Origin of the sequence: Microcoleus sp. C2D2 (assembly GCF_036702495.1) — a bacterium.
In the GTDB taxonomy this organism is placed as follows: Bacteria; Cyanobacteriota; Cyanobacteriia; order Cyanobacteriales; family Microcoleaceae; genus Microcoleus.
Window position 1 is genome coordinate 1 of record NZ_JAUBTO010000046.1, and the last position, 20,852, is coordinate 20,852.

At 44.8% G+C, this 20,852-nt stretch carries 15 protein-coding genes and 1 pseudogene; 9 read left to right on the plus strand and 7 right to left on the minus strand.

Going from position 1 to position 20,852, the window contains the following annotated elements:
* Positions 1-160: 160 nt before the first annotated feature.
* Together QUB61_RS16525 and QUB61_RS16530 are read right to left on the minus strand one after the other, a co-directional pair.
* On the minus strand, positions 161-748 hold the full coding sequence (locus QUB61_RS16525; RefSeq protein WP_333133485.1) for a hypothetical protein: 588 nt from the start codon (positions 746-748) through the stop codon (positions 161-163).
* A gap of 382 nt (positions 749-1,130) precedes the next feature.
* Positions 1,131-1,760 carry a macro domain-containing protein gene (locus QUB61_RS16530; protein ID WP_333133484.1) on the minus strand — a complete coding sequence of 210 codons (630 nt, stop codon included), beginning with the start codon at positions 1,758-1,760 and terminating at the stop codon, positions 1,131-1,133.
* 125 nt (positions 1,761-1,885) lie between these two features.
* On the opposite strand from QUB61_RS16530, the gene crcB reads away from it, so the two are divergent.
* On the plus strand, positions 1,886-2,284 hold the full coding sequence (gene crcB, locus QUB61_RS16535; protein WP_333133483.1) for a fluoride efflux transporter CrcB: 399 nt from the start codon (positions 1,886-1,888) through the stop codon (positions 2,282-2,284).
* Between the two features lie 481 nt (positions 2,285-2,765).
* Here the strand turns inward: crcB and QUB61_RS16540 are convergent, their stop codons facing one another.
* The 5 genes from QUB61_RS16540 to QUB61_RS16560 form a co-directional block, all read right to left on the minus strand.
* On the minus strand, positions 2,766-3,725 hold the full coding sequence (locus QUB61_RS16540; protein ID WP_333133482.1) for a diguanylate cyclase: 960 nt from the start codon (positions 3,723-3,725) through the stop codon (positions 2,766-2,768).
* 10 nt (positions 3,726-3,735) lie between these two features.
* Positions 3,736-6,831, minus strand: a complete 3,096-nt coding sequence (locus QUB61_RS16545; protein WP_333133481.1) for a response regulator — start codon at positions 6,829-6,831, stop codon at positions 3,736-3,738.
* Positions 6,832-6,955: 124 nt separating this feature from the next.
* Positions 6,956-12,337, minus strand: coding sequence for a PAS domain S-box protein (locus tag QUB61_RS16550; protein WP_333190050.1), 5,382 nt, complete (start codon positions 12,335-12,337; stop codon positions 6,956-6,958).
* Positions 12,338-13,673: 1,336 nt separating this feature from the next.
* The gene (locus QUB61_RS16555) at positions 13,674-13,928 is read right to left on the minus strand and encodes a winged helix-turn-helix domain-containing protein (protein WP_333136673.1); all 255 of its coding nucleotides are present in this window, start codon (positions 13,926-13,928) and stop codon (positions 13,674-13,676) included.
* 73 nt (positions 13,929-14,001) lie between these two features.
* On the minus strand, positions 14,002-15,150 hold the full coding sequence (locus QUB61_RS16560) for a transposase (RefSeq protein WP_333190053.1): 1,149 nt from the start codon (positions 15,148-15,150) through the stop codon (positions 14,002-14,004).
* Between the two features lie 1,005 nt (positions 15,151-16,155).
* Here QUB61_RS16560 and QUB61_RS16565 point away from each other — a divergent pair.
* The 8 genes and pseudogenes from QUB61_RS16565 (at position 16,156) to mgtE (ending at position 20,824) form a co-directional block, all read left to right on the plus strand.
* Positions 16,156-16,482, plus strand: a complete 327-nt coding sequence (locus tag QUB61_RS16565) for a hypothetical protein (protein ID WP_333132536.1) — start codon at positions 16,156-16,158, stop codon at positions 16,480-16,482.
* 253 nt (positions 16,483-16,735) lie between these two features.
* Positions 16,736-16,951, plus strand: a complete 216-nt coding sequence (locus tag QUB61_RS16570; protein WP_333132535.1) for a hypothetical protein — start codon at positions 16,736-16,738, stop codon at positions 16,949-16,951.
* Between the two features lie 308 nt (positions 16,952-17,259).
* Positions 17,260-17,430, plus strand: a complete 171-nt coding sequence (locus QUB61_RS16575; protein ID WP_333132534.1) for a hypothetical protein — start codon at positions 17,260-17,262, stop codon at positions 17,428-17,430.
* Between the two features lie 5 nt (positions 17,431-17,435).
* Positions 17,436-17,765: pseudogene (locus QUB61_RS16580) on the plus strand (ATP-binding cassette domain-containing protein).
* Entirely contained in the window at positions 17,758-18,375 is a 618-nt protein-coding gene (locus QUB61_RS16585) for an AAA-associated domain-containing protein (RefSeq protein WP_333132533.1), read from the plus strand. Before QUB61_RS16580 ends, QUB61_RS16585 begins: the two are co-directional and overlap by 8 nt.
* Positions 18,376-18,574: 199 nt before the next feature.
* A complete protein-coding gene (locus QUB61_RS16590; RefSeq protein WP_333132532.1) occupies positions 18,575-18,787 on the plus strand; it encodes an AAA-associated domain-containing protein in 213 nt (70 codons plus the stop codon).
* Between the two features lie 209 nt (positions 18,788-18,996).
* Positions 18,997-19,227, plus strand: coding sequence for a hypothetical protein (locus QUB61_RS16595; RefSeq protein WP_333132531.1), 231 nt, complete (start codon positions 18,997-18,999; stop codon positions 19,225-19,227).
* A 199-nt stretch (positions 19,228-19,426) separates the two neighbouring features.
* Entirely contained in the window at positions 19,427-20,824 is a 1,398-nt protein-coding gene (gene mgtE / locus QUB61_RS16600) for a magnesium transporter (RefSeq protein ID WP_333132530.1), read from the plus strand.
* Positions 20,825-20,852: the final 28 nt, after the last annotated feature.

The window sequence follows — 20,852 nt, forward strand, 5'->3', positions numbered from 1 at the left end:
CAGACAAAATGCCTGTTCCACCAGAAAATTCAATCTTTGTGGCACAGGCATCTTGCCTGTTCTTTAAATATCAACAGGCAAGATGCCTGTTCCACCAGAAAATTCAATCTTTGTGGCACAGGCATCTTGCCTGTTCTTTAAAATGGTGTGATATCTGAGTTTAATCCTTCTTGTCAAAAAACGCCGTCAGCGCGTTCCATGCAGACTTAGCCGCATCCGTCAAGCGAGTGCCGATCGACTCAATTTGCTTCACAATAAGGTGCCAATTCTTTTCAGCTTCCGTGTGAATGTGGTCAACAGCTTGTTCGATGCGATCGCGTTCGATCAATTTATTTTGTTCCACCGCTTCTCGGGCTTGTCGCACTGCTTTCAAATAAGCTTCGCGACTGACTTCGCCGGCATCTTGCACCTGCGCTTGCGCCCGCGTTTTAATCGCATCTACCACCAGCCAATTTTTCTCAGTTTCTTGTTTAATCAGCCTGACTGCTTCTGTGAATCTCTCGTGGGCGAGATCCTTATTTTCTTCGATCGCCCCGGAGGCCTTATTCACAGCTTTTAAATAAGCTTCGCGGGTGAGTTCGCCCGCTGCTTGCACTTCCGCGGCCGCGCGTTTTTTAATTGCTTCAAACAGCGCCGCAGTTTCTGCGATCGCCTCATCAGTCGCGTCCGGCATCTCTTTTTTGACGAGATCCGTCGTTTCGAGAGTTGCCTCTAAAATTGGTTCTTCGGTTACTTTTGGATCGGTCATATCAATCTTCTCCTTTGGTAGTAAACATTTTGAAAAAAACTAACAGTCCCCGGAGGCCGACTTTGTATGTGTAGCGCCCGAATTGCTTCTGGCCTTTAATACAGACTTTGTACGTGTAGCGCCCGAATTGCTTCTGGCCTTTAATAAGAACTAGGCAATTATTGTTCCAGCTTCATCAAATTTTAAATCCGCGCTTCCGTAGTTGCTCAGCCTCAGTTCTATCTTACATTATATCTACCCAACTTTATCTCCTGTGTAGGATACCGCCAAGTTACAGGTACGGTTTAGCGTACTTAAATTTTTAATAAGTAGCTCCACAAAAAACACACAGCAGCAATAAAATTGGTTTCTCAACACTAGAAAAGTTTAAAATTTAATCCTTTCATTTTTCCCACTGTAAATCTTCGACATCGCTCGCATATAACAAGTGGTGATCTTTTTGAGCGTGCAGCAAAGATTGAGGAAATTCGTACTTAGATAGGAGGATATGTTCCAGGGCGACTTTCATCTGATTGGCGCAGACATGTGGCGGCACTTTGCCCTTTCCCGTACCCATGCCGGGAATAGCGATAGTTTCAATGATATGTTTGACTGGCGTTCCGTCTGGGACTGTGCCAAATTTTACGAGAGTTAAAATAGCCCGGGTTGCTAGATAGACATTTACTGTCTCTCTTAAAACTGTCGGAACGCGCATTATTGGGGCAGCTATTAAGTAGGGAATTTTAGCATGATCGGTATCTACAACTTCTGCCAGTCCTACTAAGAGTTCGCCGTGATGGCGAGTCTGAATTAGTTTTTGCAGGCGTTCAAGAACCTGCCCGCCAAAAAATTGCGAAATTTCTAAATTTAAGCTGCCCTCCATGAAGCCAAAACTATTCCCCGGACTAACAATTGCATCGCATTTCACATCAAAGATTGAGCCGCGGTGTATCTTTACACTCTCCATCTTGCCGCAAGTGCTTTCCCACGCTCTAACTAAGTCATCGTCTACGGCAGCCAGCACAATTTGCATAAATACTCTCTATATATTTTAATTGCGAACACCCAGAGCGATCGCCAATTTAATCATACAATACTTTACAGGAGCGCAGTAAATCTAAAATTTTTCTCAATGTCAGGCCAATCTAAAATCGCTGTATGCTGCAAGACCCGAATCTGGGCCACCCGATCGCAATTAGTTTAGGTGCCGTTGCCGGCGCTTTGAGCCGATATTATATCACCTTGTGGTTTGCCAATCGTTTCGGGACGGCTTTTCCCTACGGAACTTTTTTTATTAACATCACGGGTTGCTTGGCTATGGGATTTTTTATCACCCTCGCTTTTGAACGGGTGGCGACTATTCCGTCGGAAGTGCGGTTAATGGTAGCAACGGGCTTTTTGGGGGCTTATACTACTTTTTCAACTTACGGTTTAGAGACGAATATCTTGTGGCGCGATCGATCTTACAGCATCGCCGCTTTTTACTGGGCAGGCAGTGCCATACTAGGAGTAATTGCAGTTCAGTTAGGAATCATTTTAGCGCGATCGGGCAAATAGATAAAATCGGTTTGTGCAAATAATACCAGTTTAATAAAAGAATGCAACTGTAGGCAAACTCTCCACCCATACAGCATCAGTCAGTCGATTTTATCTCAGGATTGTGGACAATACCTACGAAGTTTTTTGATCTCATATCATGTCCGATCGATTAACCATAATATCCCGGTCGGGGCGGGTTTTTGAGATGGGAGATTGTTGGCAGGTATTGTTGGTGAGGGGAGCCCCTACAAAAATCGCGGTCCCTCGACCGGACATGATATCGCACACCCTTAACCTAATACAGGCAGGGCTTTTAACGGGGTTGCCACCCTGTCAGGTTTAGATGTGATGATGTTTACTGCATGGTGTTTTCCGGCCCAGGTGCTAAAGTCTTCAAGCTGTTTCCCTATCTTGTTTTCAGTTTACTCTTTCTCGGTCGATCTCACGTTTAATAAATAATCCTTCTGGCGCTCAGATATCGCTGCTCTCAAAAGAACGGTTAACAATTTAAACAGCGTTTTGTGCGTTTATGCTCGTACATGAGTTTGTCAGCCTTTGCCACCAATTGTTCTAAGGAAAATTCATTATTTAAATCCCCAGACTGCACACCAAGACTTATTGATATATAAGCTCGATCGGACTGTTGATTAAAGCGCTCTATATTTTCTTGCAGCCGAATATAAAAATTAGATAAATCACCAGAAAAAGTAGGAATAAATACAGCAAATTCATCTCCTCCCAGTCGAGCCACAATATCCGCCTCACGAAAGGTTTCCTTCAATATTTGACCTGTGTCAACGATTACTCTGTCTCCCATTTCGTGTCCGAAAGTGTCATTAATATTTTTCAAACCATCTAAGTCAGCGAACAAAATAAAATAGGATGTTTGCGTGCGTCGAGCAATTTTTAGTTGTTGCTCTGCTAGTAAAAAGAAGCCCCGTCGGTTATATAATCCAGTTAATTCATCGGTCACGGATAGCTGCCTTACTTCTGCTTCTGCCTTCAGACGTTCCTGGATTTCGTGTTCTAAACGTTGATTTTGTTCGATCAGTTGTTGGCGTTGCTTTTGGATGAGTAATTGATTTTTTACTCGCATCAGCACTTCCTGCTCTTGAAAGGGTTTGGTAATATAGTCTACACCACCCAGTTCAAAGGCTTGTACCTTGTTTTCGAGTCGTTCGAGCGCACTGATAAAAATAACCGGGATCTGAGCACTCGCTTCAGATGCTTTTAACTTTTGGCAGACTTCGTACCCATTCATCTCCGGCATATTGATGTCAAGTAAAATCAGAGTCGGTGGGTCGCGATGAACGCCTTGGAGTGCCATTCTGCCGTTGAGGGCTTTACGGACAATATAGCCCTGTGACTCTAAAATTTTGGCTAACAACCGCAGATTGTCGGGGTTATCGTCCACGATGAGAATATTCGTTTGGCCCGCAAGTTGGAATAGAGTTGTCATTGTCTTCTTCCTAAATCTGGGTGAGAGTTGCGATCGCTTCAAGCTGAAAGTTATCGACCAGAGATGTCATCGCCTCAATGAAATCTTGTTTCTCCTTGGGAATTTGAGCGATAAGTTGATAAAGCTTATTATCACTAAGATCGAGTGCTGCTTCATGAACTTCTGCAATCCACTTGGTTGGCATCGTTTTCAAGTCTGGAGTAAATATCTTTGGTGGCGAAGCTGATGACTCTGGCCCAACTTTTTCGGCGTAGCAGTAGCGGACACCCAATAGATGAGCTATTTTGTCGAAAAGTCTGGCTTCAGTAAACGGCTTGGCAATGTAGTCATCGCAACCGGCTTCCAGGGTGGCAGTGCGATCGTCTTCAAAAGCATAGGCAGTTAGAGCAATGATGCGTGTCATTTGTCTGTTGTCCTGTGACATTTGCTCTGATTTGTCGGCGGATGACCCATGACTGATGACTAATGACTGTTGCGATCGAATCTGTCTCGTCGCTTCATAACCATCCATGACAGGCATTTGAATATCCATCAAAATCAGGTCAGGGTGCCATGTTTGCCAACGAGCGATCGCCTCTGCCCCATTCTCCACCGCACACACCTCAAACCCAACAGACTCCAGCAGTGTCACCAGCAGTTGCTGATTTTCTGGAACGTCTTCTGCTACTAGAATTCGGTAGATAGGTTGCCCCGGTTCGATCCCGATAATCCGATCGCTCGTTTCAGGTTCCTCTAAATAAAGGGACTCTGGTAGTTCCAAAACGACTTTGCACGTAAAAGTCGAGCCTTGATCCAGGGTGCTTCGCACGGTGATATCGCCTCCCATCAGACGCGCAAACTGACGGCTGATAGACAGTCCTAAACCTGTTCCTCGATCGTGACGACCGCGATCGGTTTGCATGAAGGCGTCAAAAATTGATTCTAAATCTGAGGGAGAAATGCCAGATCCGGTATCCTCAACTTCGAGACACAGGGTAATAGTTGGTGGAATATCGGGTTGATTAGTGGCGCGATCGCGATTCGTACCGGATAGCATATCATCTGATGAAAAAGCTCGTCCGCGCAGCACGATCCTTCCTGTTGTTGTAAATTTGATCGCGTTCCCAAGCAGATTAATCAAGATTTGGCGAAGTTTTGCTTGATCCCCACAAACATAACGGGGGACAGTAGCATCCCACTCGCTGCTGAGATGTAACCCTTTCTCAGGCGCTTTGAGGGTGAACATCTCGTTAATAGAACCCAGCAGTCGATGGAGATTAAAACAGCTTGCACTCAGTACCAATTGCCCTGCTTCAATCCTAGACATTTGCAAAACATCGTCGATCAATGTCAGCAAGTGTTCTCCACTACGGCTAATGATGCCTAAATGCTCTTGAAATTCTTCTGGGATATGGGGGCTGCGGTTCATTAGCTGGGTAAATCCCAGAATGGCGTTGAGTGGCGTTCTGAGCTCGTGGCTCATGTTCGCAAGGAACTGGCTTTTGGCACGGTTGGCTATTGCTGCCCTTTCTGCAGCTTGTTCTAGGGCAGCTTGCGAAAATTCTAACACCGCCAGCATGAGGATATTTCTCATTTCCGCCGCAGCTTCTAACTCTGCAATCTGCCACGGGTAAGACATCTCCCGGACTGTCTCTTTCCACACTTCAAAGGATTTGCGGGGACACAGGTGCATTTTTCCAATTTCGTCGATCGAGACAGCATCCTGTGGATTTCCTGCCCAGTTTACGGTTTGAATTTGTTCTGGTCGGAACCAAAGGATGTGGTATGACTTTTGTTTGGCGTAGCATAGCAAGATTGAGATTGCTAAAACACCGCTAGCTCGATCTTTGAATTGCTTCGCTTGGGGATACAACTGAGACAAAGAAGCCGTTGCAAACACTCGTTCTTGGTTGTTTTGCAGCAGCCACTGCACGAGATCGCCCACCTCCGCTTCAGATGGTGTTTGACCCACCAATGTCAGGCGACCATCGAGCAGAATTGCTACCCCGCGAGCATCAACTAAATCTAGCAGTTGAGAGGCATTTCGGGTCAATACCTGTTCGCTCCAACTAGACTCTCGCCGGAATGCCTGCTGAATTTTATCCTGAATGGTTTTCGCCTGCGATCGGTAAACGTTCAATTCTCGCTCTTGTTCGTGCACCAGTTCGATCGAGGCAAATTGTCCTAAAAATTCACAGGTTTTGCGAGTGTCGTAATCTACCAATCGCGGGCTGTAATGGTGACAGGCAATTAATCCCCAGAGGCGCCGATCGTCAATTAACGAAATTGTCAGTGTCCCAGCAACTCCCATATTCTGCAAGTATTCAATGTGGTAGGGAGATACTCCCCTTAACACGCAAGCACTTAAATCCTGGGGTGTACCGATTAGGGGATGGTTGGTGGGAATTAGGCGGGCCGGGGTGTAATTGATATTAGGAATTTGGCGCACCCAGTTGCGGTAAAACAATTTGCGGGCGGGTACGGGAATATCGATCGCCGGGTAATGCAATCCCAGGTAGCTTTCTAGATAGCTTTCTTTCTCTTCGGCAATCACCACCCCATGCTCATCGGCTTCAAAGCGATAGACCATAACGCGATCGAACCCGGTCATGGCTTTGACTTCACGAGCAATGGTTTGAGCTAAATCAGAAAGACCGATCGCACTGCGAAGGTTGAGGATAACTGTTTGCAGACGATGATAGAAATCGATTGAATGATTATTTTCAATAGGGAATTGGGGTTCTAACTCCAGAATCCACCCATCTGATATCTGATGCAGCGTGCTTTTAAATGTTTGAGTTTGGCCGTCTTTTAGAGGTAGTTTTATATCGAATAAATTATAAACATTTAGTTTTTCTTGACTTATATTGCTGACAAAATTTTCTATTTGAACGTCGCCCAATAACCGTTGCAGTGACTTGCCTAGCAATTCTTCTGCAGAAATGCCAAAAAACTCTTCTACATTTTCACTTATCTGTAAAATATTGAGATTACTTGGTTGCAGCAAGAAAACGATTCCGTGCGGCTGAATATGACCGGGAGCATACACAGATTCTTCGGTGCATTCCTCTAAACTTGTTAAATCAAAAGGAGTGATTTGGGAGAGGGAGGTAACGTTATGAGGCATTTTAGGTCAGTAATTATCAATAAAAATTAAGGATCTTTTTTAAGAAGTACCAAAAATTAGATGGTCTTCTTGTTCACTGTTCCTAATTCCCTAGTCCTCCTCAAACGTTTAAATGCACAACAGCTTATAAATCCAATGGAGGAATTCCACTTGGGAAATTACCTTGAATTAGATTAAGAATTTTTTCAAATTGATACTGGTTGGCGAGTTCCGTCAGATGAGTACCGAATTGAGCGAGTTCGGAGGAAAGTTGAGCTACCAGTTCAACGATCGCCAGATCGTTCCCGCATAAAGCCGCATCTTCCAACTGAAGCAGCCATGCTTCTGGTAATGTCGCCAGAATCGTTGGATCGAGGGAATCAGAAACCCCAGAGGTAACAGAAGAGAGGTAAGAAGACAAAGGATTTGTTCCCCGTTCCCGGTTCTCTGTTTCCTCGGACTGATATACATACTCTAAACCCAGGTATTGGGCCATCTTGAGAAATACGGTCTGTTCCCGGAAGGGCTTGCTGATGTAGTCGTTGCAGCCAGCAGCGAAGGATCGGGCGCGATCGCTCTGGGAAGCCTGGGCCGTAAGTGCAATAATTATACTGTTGTGTCCGTCTTCCCTTGCCCGAATTTGCTTGGTAGCTTCGTATCCATCTAACACGGGCATCCGAATGTCCATCCAGGTTAGGTCGGGTTGCCATTCTTGCCAAATCTGCACCGCTTCCTGCCCGTTGGTAGCTTCTTTTACCTCTAATCCTAATTGTGTCAGTAATCTGACCATTAGGAAGCGATTTTCTGCTCGATCGTCAACCACCAAAATGCGATGATGCGGTTGACCGGGAGCCAGCCCAATCACGAAGCGATTATTCTCTTCGGGTGTAACATTAACTCCACTGATTGGGCTGACGGGAAGGGTAAAGGTGAAGGTACTCCCCTGTTCCAGAGTGCTGCTGACAGAAATTTCTCCGCCCATGAGTTCCAACAATTTGCGGCTAATGGTTAGACCTAGCCCAGTACCGCAGGTCGATCGCTTCCCAGCTTGGGCTTGCACAAACGCATCAAAGATGTTATTGAGTTCGACCGATGCAATCCCTACACCTGTGTCAGCGACTACAAACTGGAGAATCGGCTCAGTTGTGGTTAATGCCCCTGTAGCGTTCGCCTCAATGCTGACTTGCAAAGTAATACTTCCCCGATGGGTAAATTTGATGGCATTACTCAGCAGATTGAGCAAAACCTGGCGCAGTTTTTGAGCATCGGCAAGAATAAATTGGGGAACTTCTGGCGCAATCTCGAAACAAAGGTCAAGTCCTTTAGAACTTGCTCGTTCCGCCAACATATTTCGGAGGGAATGCAGCAGCGCAATTAAGTCCAATCCGCTCTCTTCAACTGTGCAGTGTCCCGATTCAATTTTTGAGAGATCCAACACATCGTTAATCAAACTCAAGAGGTGATCGCCGCTGCGACGAATTGTTTGCAGGTCTTCTTTTTGGTTGGGAGTTAGGGAGGGGTCATGGGCCATCACCTGAGCAAATCCCAGAATCACGTTCAGGGGAGTGCGTAATTCATGGCTCATATTGGCTAGGAAGGTACTTTTTGCCCTGTTCGCGGATTCTGCGGCTTCCATTGCGTGCTGCAGTGCCAGTTCTTTTTGTTTGCGAAAGCTAATATCTTGCCCAATGCCCAAAAAATACCCGCTGGAAAGCGGCACGTGCGCCCAAGATGTCTCTAACTGCTGTCCCCTGGCGGTCAGTGTTGTCAAATCCTTCCACTTTCCGGTTGCCGATAGCATATGTTCTAAGACACTTTGGCAATAAACCGGGTCAGGATAACACTCAGCTAAGATATCTTTTTGCTGCCAATCTTCTAGGGACCAACCTAAAATTTTTTCAAATTCCGGGTTGAGCAATTCCATTTTACCCTCCTTGTTAAACAAACCAATCATTACTGGAATATGATCGACGATTGTTTGAAACATCTCTTTCTGATAGCGCAGAGCTTCCTCTGCCTGTTGTCGAGCCGTAATATCTCGCAGAAAGGTAGTAAAAATAATTTCACCGTCGATCTCGATCTTGGAAATGGAAGCCTCTACGGGAAACTCTGTGCCATCTTTGCGCCGTCCAAAAATGGCTCCTCGCTCTGCCATTTGCCTTGCATAGCCTGCATTCTGGCCATACTGGCTGACGTGCTGATGGTGAGCATCGGCAAGGCGTTCGGGCATCAACATCGCCAGGGGTTTCCCTAAAACTTCCTCAGCCGCGTAACCAAAAATTCGTTCCGCTCCTTTGTTAAACAGAGTAATTTGCTGAGTGCTATGGATAGAAATGATGGCATCGCTGGCAATCTCTAAAATCCCAGCAAATCGCGCTTGAGAGATTTGTAAGTCGATTTCAGCTTGTTTGCGTTCGGTGATATCCCGGCAGATACAGAAGTGCATCATCTCACCTTCTAATTCCACCCGGTTCCTGCTAATTTCCACGTCATACTCCGAACCATCCTTACGCCGATGTCGCGTCTCAAACAGAGGAATAATCTCCTCTAGTGTTAACATAACTTGTAGTTCTTCCTTCGTCCATTGAGCATCCCAATCAAAGACATTAAGATTCAGGGTTTCTTCCCGGGTGTAGCCCAGCATCCGCGCAAAACTGGGGCTAGCTTCGAGAACTTTTCCGAGCCGATCCATGACAACAACACCGTCCATTGAAGTGTTGAAGAAGGTTTTACTCCGCAGGAGTTCCTGTTCGAGTGCAAGTTCTGCTTTTTTGCGATCGCTAATATCTTTCATGAAGCAGTAATGCCCCAAAAATTGATGCTGTTCGCCGTAAGTTGAAATCATCACCAATTGTTTGTAAAAAACCGAACCATCTTTACGAACCCCTTTCGTTTCAACTTCAACTCTGCCCTCTTGTACCATCAGCCCATAGGCTGCAACCAGTTTTTCCAACTCATCGGCATCTACGGTCTTTTCCCAGGACATCCCGAGCATTTCTTCTGGCTGATAGCCTGTCATGTCAGCATAAGCTTTATTCACATAGAGGTAACGCCCTTGTACATCCAGTTTGGAAATGCCGGACACCGCATTTTTCATCACCTCATTCATTTCTCTACGCTCTGCTTCTGCGTGTTTGCGATCGGTGATATCTTCTGAAAAACCAAGTAGGTACTGGGACTGATGCTGCTCGTCGTAAATGGGAATCTTCACCGTATGCAGCCAACGTTTTCCCAGACTAGGACTGTCAATGACTTCTTCGACGAGAATATCCTCAGTCTTACCTTTCTCAAAAGCTTCTCTATCCTTTTGATCAAAAAAGATAGCCTGTTCTGTTGGGAACAAATCATAGTCACTTTTGCCGATCGCTTGTTCGGCACAGATGCCAAATAACCGTTCGCTGGTTTTATTCCAAAACTGAAATACGCCAAATCGTTTAGGCTGTACGTCCTTCACAAAAACCGCAACCGGTAAATTATCCAGCAGTGCTTGTAAGAAATTGCGAGTTTTTTGGATTTCCAGCTCTACTTTTTTGCGCTGGCTAATATCAATAAACGTAACTACAACTTGTTTAATTTGACCGTTTGGCTCTAATTCCGGGTAGGCAGTAACTAATACCCAAACAACACTCTCAATTACTTTTTTAATTCCTAAAAGATAATTTTTGATGGAACTTCCAGTGGATAAAACCTGATTCACAGGATATTCCTCTAGGGGCATAACGCTGCCATCTTCCCGCACCAAATGCCATGGCCTATCGCTCACGGTTTTTCCCAGTATTTGATCCATTGAAAGCCCTAGTAATTCACCGGCCGTTTCATTACATAATTGGATGCTGGTATCTGTCGCATGAATCACAAAACCCGCATTTAAGTTATCGATCAATTGCCGATATCTGGCTTCGCTTACCTGTAAAGCAACTTCAGCTTGCTTGCGCTCTGTAATGTCGGTGTGAGAACCCGCCATCCGAATTACGTTACCTGCATCATCCCAAAGTGCCTGACCGCGATCCAAAATCCATTTGTAGGAACCATCTTTGCAGCGAATGCGATGTTCTGTGATATGGAAAGGAGTTTTCTTGGCAAAATGGTCTTGAATGGCTTGCATCACCCATCCCAAATCATCGGGATGTACCAGATTAGCCCATTCGTCTACAATGTTTTGGATTTCATGGTCTTCATAGCCCAGGATTTCCTTCGAGCGACTAGACAAGAAGACCTCGTTGGTTTGAACATTCCAATCCCAAATGCCGTCATTATTCCCGCGTACAGACAGTTCCCAGCGTTCTTCACTTTCACGTAGTGCTGCTTCTGCTTGTTTGCGGTCAGCAATATTCCGGGCAATCTTTGAAACTCCAATTATATTCCCTGTTTCGTCTTTAATGGGGGAGACACTCATCGAGACATCGATTAATGTTCCATTTTTCCTCAGCCTCTTTGTATCGTAGTGTTCGATGCGTTCTCCTCGCTGGATTTTGGTGAGAACTTCGTTTTCCCGATCTCGATAGTCTGCGGGAATCAGTTTTTTCCCTGATTGCCCTACTATTTCGACCGCTGTATAGCCAAAAATTGTTTCTGCTCCTACATTCCAACTTGTAACTACACCCTCTAAATTTTGGCTGATAATGGCATCTTCCGAAGATTCAACGATCGCAGCTAGTCGAGCGATCGCAATTTCTGCCTGTTGTCGCTGGTGAATTTCCCCTTGCAACTGGCGATTTGCTTTTTTGAATTGATGGACTTCGCGATCACTAACTTGTGCCAGATGCACGACCAAGATCAGCAGCCAAACTAAAATTAAACCACCAATTAATACAACTATTGGCAAAGTAAAATTTTCCTTTTCTACTAAATCTAAAGTAGGATAAACATCTATTCGCCACTCTGCACTATAGGCTTTCACTACAACTGTTTTATGCTGTGAGTATTGATATAAAAGCTCTTGACCGTAGATCAAAGTTGTGCCCTCATAGATAGCCACCTTGTACCCGGCTGACACTTTTAAAATACTGTCAAATAGAGTTTGAAACTGAAAAACTCCAACAATAAACCCATCAAACCGCTCCCCTACAAATAAAGGAAGAGTTGCTAGAAATCCTTGACCACCTTGAACGAGTGAAATATTGTTACTTAAGATAGGTTGACGCAAATCACGAGCCACTTGCAAAGGGATTTTGCGACGCAGTTCTCGATTAAAATCTAGGTTTTGCGCTGCCTCATTCCCAGCCAGTGGCACAACCGATCGCACTTTAAGTGATGGATCGACTAATTCGATAGCCTGATAACCGTAGAAATCCTTTACATAAGTATCAGCATCGGCTTCCCAAAGAGGCTTTGGTGTACCGCCATTGGCTTGCCAGCGATTCGCCATTTGCCGAAGAGTCAGCACCCGAATTGATAATTCTTCGCTCAGTTGTGACTGAATCGCATTTGCTTCCTGCTGAATTAACTTCTCGATGTGAATTTTTCCGTTGATAGTTAGCTGTTGCCACGTAAGTAAAACAGCAAGAGAAGCCAGCACTCCAAGCATAAGAGGTAGCAATCTTTTAAATAGTGTTTGGCATAATGTTCTAATCAGGTTGAGTCTAGTGATATCCATAAATTAAGCGCTATCTTAATAGAGCTGTCTTCATTTTTTGGGGCGAAATTTTTGTAATTTAATGATGCAACCGAGCAAAGTTTTGAGCGTGAAAACTCGTTAGCGCTAGGACAATCTCTAAACTTTCTCATGGCTAAATAGAACTGTTAAATCCACCGATAAAGAAAGAATGTTGTTTCTTAAGCCCTAGCTCTCTAACTAAAGTTAGAGAGGGCGATGAGCTACATCTGTTCAGATTGTAAATATCCATTGTTTGCCAACATTGGCGACAAAACCAGTAGATTTGATGCTGGCAGGACAGAGCATTTGATTCGAGCAGCAGGGACACTGTGTCATAAAAAGCTATTTTTTTACTAAGGGGTATTTCATTATTGTTTCAATGTGCTGTAAACTGAGTTGAATCAACCATAACAAGACAATACATAAAAAAAATAAAAATTTGGTAAAGAATACAGAATGGTTAAGGAAAAGATACAATATTCAACATTTTGTAATAATATTAAGAACGCAGAGAATTTTTTTCCCACAATACGCACCTTTTTACGAACCTTATAATGTCACATCTGTTTTTTGAGAAGTCAACACTATTCATATGCAACTTTTGAGGCCCATTCCTAAATAAAATGGTTTTCTTCCCGTTCCTTCTGCCCTGTTCCCTGTTCCTTGATTCGATCCGAGACTGTAAATCCCAGCCCAAAACATTGGCAGTTTGAACAGAAAGCATAGCTGGAGCGAGGGGATTCAGTATCACTGCTGGCAGGTGATATTGTTGGAACCAGCTTTGCTGTAAATCACCTAAGGACATTCATTTACTGTCTGATTATGCGAAGAGCTTTTAGCTGCATAAGTAGGTGGTTACAAATAAACATTAGATGGGGATGACGGGTTTTGGACTTATAACTCAATACGGTTGAGATCAGCCCGAACCCGCCTAAAAAAAAGGACGACAAGAGTGTTCTCTCCCGTCCCCTGGGAGGGGGATCTCCGGGCAATAAACAGTGTTAACCCAAGCGTATTGAAGTATAAATCGCTTGTATCATAGATTTTTCGCGCTTACCCGCCCCCACCAGATACTATGTTTTTTTTGCCCTTACCTGCATAGCTTAAGGCTAGATAGCAACAGTAAGGAATTGGTAAAGATTCTTGAAATTAACAGTTTTCGTTACAAAATTTAACCACGATCGTTAAAGTCAATGAACCCATCCTAAAATCTCTGCCACTTGTTCCGTCAGGGTGAGGGGTTGGATCGGTTTGGTAATTACCCCAGCTACCGCCATCTGGGCAAATTTAGCACGATCGGCAAAACTTTCGCTGTCAGCAGAATGATCGGGTTCGATCGGGTAATCGGATCGGACTGGAGGATCTCGTACACAGCAAACCCATCCATTCCCCAGAGACGATCCAGAATGGCGCGGAGACTAAAGATGCGATCGGGGTTTCTCCGTAATAATTCCAGCAGATTGTATTCTGTCGCTGTAAGTGAAATGACTTGTTCGCCAAAGGTGACTCTACCTGAATCCATATCTAAACAAAGATTTCCCCAAGTCAATGTAAAGGGTAAGCTTACCCCGACCTAAAGGTACGGGGCTTTAGCCTCAGATTTGAATCATCGGGAAGAGAGACAATTGCCCCTCTAGTTGACAACTCATCCCCGGACTTTCAGGAAGGCTTACAGACTTCCCCAAAGCAGCAATATTATTAGCTGCATTAATATCAGCATCATGTTCAAAACCACAATGCCCACACTTAAAAACTTTTCCATTACGGTAAGACTTACCCTTAACCGCGTGAATATGTCCGCATCTGGAACAGGTTTGACTTGTATATGCCGCTGGGAAAAATACAACTTTAACGCCAGCAATATTAGCTTTATACCCAACAAATAAACGCAGTTGATAAAAAGCCCAATTATTAGTTCTTCGGCGTTCAGTTTTGCTTCTTGGTTTTTTGTTCAAAGACTCTCTAATATTAGTCAAATCCTCAAAAGCCAAGTCCGCACCTATTTGTTTTGCTTCTTGAACAAGCTGTTTTGAGATATTGTGATTCAACCATTTCTGAAATCTTTGTTCTCTCCCAGAAAGCCTTCTCAAAAGTCTACGACTAGACCGAGTGCGTTTGGATTGAACATTAGCTCTGACGAAGCTATATCGGTCACGAATGGATTGGATATGCTTGCCACTCCACGACTTACCAGTAGAAGTGGTAGCAATATCTCTTCTACCCAAATCAACCCCAACTACTTTTAGTCTTTGACCAGTTGGGTTGGTGGGCCATTTAACACAAACATTGATGTAGTAGTCACCCCGTTTAGTTTTATTGAGAGTAGCAGCCGTTGGAGCTTGCCCTTTAAGCAAAGCCAATTGATAATTGCCAATACTCAATTTGAACTTAACTCGACCACACATCAAAGTAATGCCAACAGTTGGCAAATCCTCAATATATTGAAAAGTCCGAACATCCAAATTAATAGATGTCGGTCTAAATTTGTGGACTTGCTTAACAGATGCGGCATTACCAATTACACGACGAATTGCTTGACAGACATGGTTTGCCTTCAACCCCGTAGCTTCGCGCACTGGCTTATAAACCTTGTGGTGAAGCTTGGTTGTGTTCCAGCACTTCTCACGTTTTGCAACGGAATATATCTGATGGCAAGCCTCAGCAAACCAAAGCAAAGTGCGGTCAATTTCGTTCCGCAACTCTACAGGGACTTGGAGTTTACATTTTACAGATATTGTCTGCATTGCATCTATCTAAATACTCATCCGAGTCTAGCACAATATAAAGCCGTCCTACAAGGACGGGGTTTCTACCCAATTTTCAGATGAGTGCTTAGCAGTACCTCCTGCCGAAAGTGCTACACTGCGCCGTAATAAAGTCCGCATCCTTGCCAGCAATACTTCTGAGGTGCAGGGTTTGCTGATATAGTCATCCCCTCCAGGATCGAAAAGAGCCACTATAGCAATCCTTGCAGGAGTCGTAAATTTTTTACCCCACCCCAACCCTCCCCTTAGTAAGGGGAGGGAGTAAGAAATTCACAAATGATTTAGAATTGCTATACATCTGCATCAGAATGGTTTCCTGTCAGGATTAGAATTGATTTAATGATTTTTTTGCCGGAAGGCATGACAATTAATTGGGGTTTTTTAGGAGGCTTTCTCTGCTTGCCTGAGTATTTTTTTTCTGCTCCTGATAATTTGTAAATGTTTGGATAGGTTGAGCGTAGCTCTCTAGTATCAACTCCAATTTCTTCAAAATCTTAATTTACCATGAATATTTTGAATGTTTTTTTTTACCAGTTATAACAATACTTCGGACAGTTTCATTGCCCAGGCATAGGTAACTAGAAACCCAGTTTAGCTTTTGCGACGAGTCCGCGCAATTGAACTTAGGTTTTGAGTTTGTAGTCAGCTTTGTCTTCGTTGACATATTGCCCTGGAACTCTGGTTTTACTGTGGGCAACCAAAAAACTGTCCGAAGTATAGAGTTGAGAATTGCTATATCTGTGGAACTGGTTTACCCAGTGGTGTTAGTGTACCTCACCTTTCTGAGAAAGGCTATATCGTTCCGGCGAGTTAATAGGCTACGGATTGCGCTTATTCAAGGGCTATCTTAGGGAGAAAACCAGACTGTATTGGAAAATTACAACGATCGCCCAATTCATAAATACAGCCACTGTAACGCTTTTAGTTTTAACAGGAGGCAAACAGCCGCTGCATTGATGATAGTGGATCTCCGGGGCAAAGCAATTGGGTTATACGGTCGGCTTTGCGATTTTGGCTGTGCCAGCTTTTTTGGGGCTGACAGTGCTGTTGTTAATTCAGCGAATTTATCTCAATCCCCGCGATTTTGAAGCAGGATCGTTGGAAATTAAAGGGGAAGGGCGGCCGGGGCTGTTTTGGGTTTCTTTAGATACTTTAGGGCTGATTGGGGCTGGCTATGGGGATTTTCCCTTCATTGGCTTTGACTCCGCACAAAAACGGAGACAAGCCCCCGACTCCTCTCGTGGAGAGATAAAAATTTTAGACTCTTGTTCAACCTCCCAGATTCATCTGTGGAGTAAATCTCAAATCTAAAATCCTTCGACGTGAGCGCTCACACCGAAGTCTCACATCTCAAATCGACTGACTTCCACAGGAGCGATCGCATTTGACAGCCAGATTCCGCTATTTTAGGCTTGGGCTATGGGGATTGACGCGATCGGGACCCTGACTTTTGGGCGGCAAGTGCGATCGCATCGGCATCTGGGCCATGATGTTTGCAGTGATTTTTTCTTCACTTTTTGCCCCATTGGTATTCTTCGGAAACGGGCAGGGGCGATTGCTAGGAATGACTTTATGGGGTATGGGTATGGGAGCCCAGGAATCGATTTTGAAAGCCGCCGTAGCTGGACTCGTGCCGGCAGACAAAAGAGGTTCCGCCTATGGGATATTTAACACAGCTATGGCTTATCATATGATTTCTGGGCTGTTTGGGGATGGGAATTTTGTACGATCGCTCAATTATTTAGCTGGTTGTATTTTCAGTTGCGATCCAACTCCCTAGTCTTCCAGTCTTGTTGCTGGTGAAAAAGCGATCGCCTGTCACAGAAAATTGACCGAATACTCGGCAGTCATACCATTTTCGATTTTTGATTTTTGATTTTCGATTGAGAATGACTGACTGCATCATGGTTTGGGGCTTGCCTGCCGTTGCATTATTTTACGAAACTGGTATCAATTAGCCGTTATGCGTTGTCAGTTTCCCAGAGTTTTTAACTAATGACTGCTGACTGCGGACTGCTGACTGCTGACTGCGGACTACTGACTACAGACTAATGACTAAATTTAAACAACAAGCGAGGAGGTTTAGTTGTGGTAGTTAAAACAGCAACAGAGTGCCTCATTACCTTAGAAGGAGTGAGCAAAGTTTACCAGCAGCCAAACGGTCAAAAAATCTCTATTTTAGAGCAAATTAATTTAGAAATTCGAGCGGGCGAAATATTAGCTTTGCTCGGTATTTCCGGTTCGGTAAATCAACATTAATGCGGATGATAGCCGGACTTATCCCGCCCACCGCAGGTCAAGTTCTCTACCGCGATCGTCCTTTAGTCGGCTTAAATCCTGGAGTGGCTATTGTATTTCAAAACTTTGCGCTTTATCCCTGGTTGACGGTACTCTAAAATGTAGAATTAGGCTTAAAAGCTAAAAGAGAATTGCCCGAACCGCGGCGACAAAAAGCCTTGCGGATGATTGACATTATCGGTTTAGACGGATTTGAAAATGCTTATCCGAAAGAACTTTCCGGCGGGATGCGGCAGCGGGTGGGATTTGCTAGAGCTTTGGCGGTAGAACCCGAATTGCTTTGCATGGATGGATGAACCATTTTCAGCTTTAGACGTGCTGACTGCTGAAAACTTGCGGTTTGAGTTATTAGATTTATGGCTGGAAAAGAAGATTCCTACTAAAGCAGTGTTAATCGTAACTCACGGGATTGAGGAAGCGGTAATTTTAGCCGATCGAGTTGTAGTCTTGGGCCGCAATCCGGGTCGAATTCGCGCCGAATTGACAGTGACTTTGCCGCACTACCGCGATCGTAAAACTCCGGAATTCCAAGCTCTCGTAGACCAAGTTTACACAATTCTCACCAATCCCGAATTGAGCTGCGACACAGTGACAGCACCTGCTGAAAGTGCCGCTGCTGTGTCTCAACCTCAACCCGCTCAAAGCGCTAAATACCAATCTCTGCCGCAGGTGCGAATCGGTGCGATCGCAGGCCTGTTGGAACTCTTGGAAGACCGCAAGGAGAAAGACTTCTACCGCCTCGGTCAAGAATTAATGTTAGAGGTTGACGACTTTTTGCCGATCGTGGAATCAGCAAAATTAATGGATTTTCTGGTAATCCAAGAAGGCGACCTCATTTTAACTCCTGTTGGCATTCTGTTCATTGCCGGCGGAATTGACCAGCGAAAACAAATTGTTCGCACCTAAATTATAGCGGTTCTCAAAAAAGTGAGGTATGCCCACGGAGGCCACGGAGGCCACGGAGGCCACGGAGGCCACGGAGGCCTATGCCCATGAGTACCTCATATGAGAGTTCGAAAGGCTATATCAGCAATATTCGCCTCGTACAGAAATTTCTAGAATGCTTCAAGTCAAGCGCAATCACCGCATTTCTGAAGAGTAGATTTTGGATCTTCTCGAAACCCACTTTAGCCCCCAAGAAGCAATGCGGCAATTAAAAACTGCTATTGATTGGGGACGTTATGCAGAGTTGTACAGTTACGACGAACTAGGGGGCGAAATTTTCTTAGAATCTGAAGATTTTGCAGCTATTAGTACAAATAGCTGCTTCTGTACCGGCAACGGTTTTATTTCCAGTATTGCTACTAGCTTTAATTAAAACTGGAGGTGGCTTAGAAATTGCTGCTGTGGCGCTGATGATGTTGGGTACAATGTGGTATTTGCTGTTTAATGTTATTGCCGGGTTCAATCGATACCTTCCGAGTTATTTGAAGCCGCGCAACTTGACAAACTTTCCCATATCCAGCGCTAGAAAACTTTAATCATACCGGAATTTTTACTTATTTAATCACAGGAATTATTGCGGCGGTGGGCGGAGCTGGGAATGCCAGTATTGTCAGCAAATACGTGCAGTTTAAAGGTGAAATAATTACAACAAGCGGTTTGGGCGAGACGATTTCTCAAGCAACGGCATCAGGCAATTTTCCTTTGCTTTTAGCGGCTACTTCTGTGAGGTCGCTGTTGGTTGTAGTGACTAACCGTTTAGTGTGGCGACCGCTTTACCGTTTGGCCCAAGAGAAATATCAATTGTTGGTTTAAGTAGATCAATATAACAAACATCATACCAAACCAAAAAAACAGGTTTCGAGGATAGATCTGGGTTTGGGTGGTGAAGCCTCCAGGAAGAAACTGGGTTGCTAACCCCGCCCGTATAAATCGTATAACTGCAACCAGTGGCGTCAATAGGCTCTAAACTGGATTCAGGAAGGCGCGCAGCACAGGTTTAGGAGGGTCATCAGTGACAGAAAAAAGTTATCAATCGTCTTCTCTACCCACCTACGCGCGAAAGGAACTGCGGGAATTAGTTCGATCGCAGTTAAGGGCCCTGTTGGAAGAAGGAGACTTTAAAGGAGCAAAAGCGATTTTGCACCCGGTGCAGGAAGCCGACATAGCTGAAGCTATCGAAGGCCTGCCCGAAACCATGCAAGTAATAGCTTTCCGCTTGCTTTCCAAAGACGAAGCGATCGCAGTTTACGAATATCTCGACTCCAGCGTTCAGCAGTCCCTCTGCGAAAAATTCAAACGCCAAGAAGTCATTGACATTGTAGACAAAATGTCCCCGGACGATCGAGCTAAACTCTTTGACGAACTGCCGGCAATATTAGTCCGCCGCCTGTTGGGTGAATTGAGCCCGACGGAACGGGAAGCTACGGCTCAACTTTTGGGTTACGAAGCCAGTACCGCCGGCCGGATCATGACCCCGGAATATATTTCTCTGAAAGAAAGCTTTACCGTTGCCCAAGCTTTAGACCGCATTCGCTCTTTGGCTAAAACTACGGAAACAATTTATTCTCTTTATGTCACTGACGCCGCCCGCAGCTTGACCGGTATTTTATCCCTGCGGGATTTAGTCACTTCGCCCCTCGACAAAACTGTCGGCGAAATTATGACCCGCGACGTAGTTTCTGTTCAAACTGGCACGGATCAAGAAGAAGTAGCTAGGCTGATCCAGCGTTACGATTTTTTAGCTGTGCCCGTTGTAGACCGCGAACAGCGCCTAGTCGGGATCATTACAGTTGACGACGCGATCGACATTTTAGAACAAGAAGCCGCCAAAGATATTTATACTTTGGGCGGTGTCCAGTCCGGCGGCGATAATTATTTTCAGACCGATTTAATCACCGTTGCCCGCAAAAGGGTCGTGTGGCTGTTTGTTCTGCTTCTAACCAATACTGTCACCGGCGCAATTATTCGAGCTCAAGAAGATATTTTGCACCAAGTAGTCGCCCTAGCAGCCTTTATTCCGCTGCTGACTGGTACTGGAGGCAATGTCGGAGCTCAGTCCTCAACTGTTGTAATTCGCGGTTTGAACACTGACGAAATTACAGCAATGGGCCCGTTTCAAGTAATTCTTCGGGAGGGGATGGCGGGAGCGCTGCTAGGAGCTATATTGGGGACTGTAGCGACGGGCTGGGCTTACACTCTGCAAGGGAGTTTAGCAGTGGCGAGCGCGGTGGGGGTGAGTTTGTTTGCGATCGCAATTTTAGCTTCTATTGCCGGTTCAGCTCTGCCGTTTCTATTTCGTTCTTTGGGTTTAGACCCCGCTTTAATGTCTGCTCCTTTTATTACCACCGCAGTTGATGTCCTCGGGGTCTTGATTTATTTCACTTTAGCTCGACTAATTTTGCAGATTTAATATATTTAATTAGATGGCTGTCAATAAA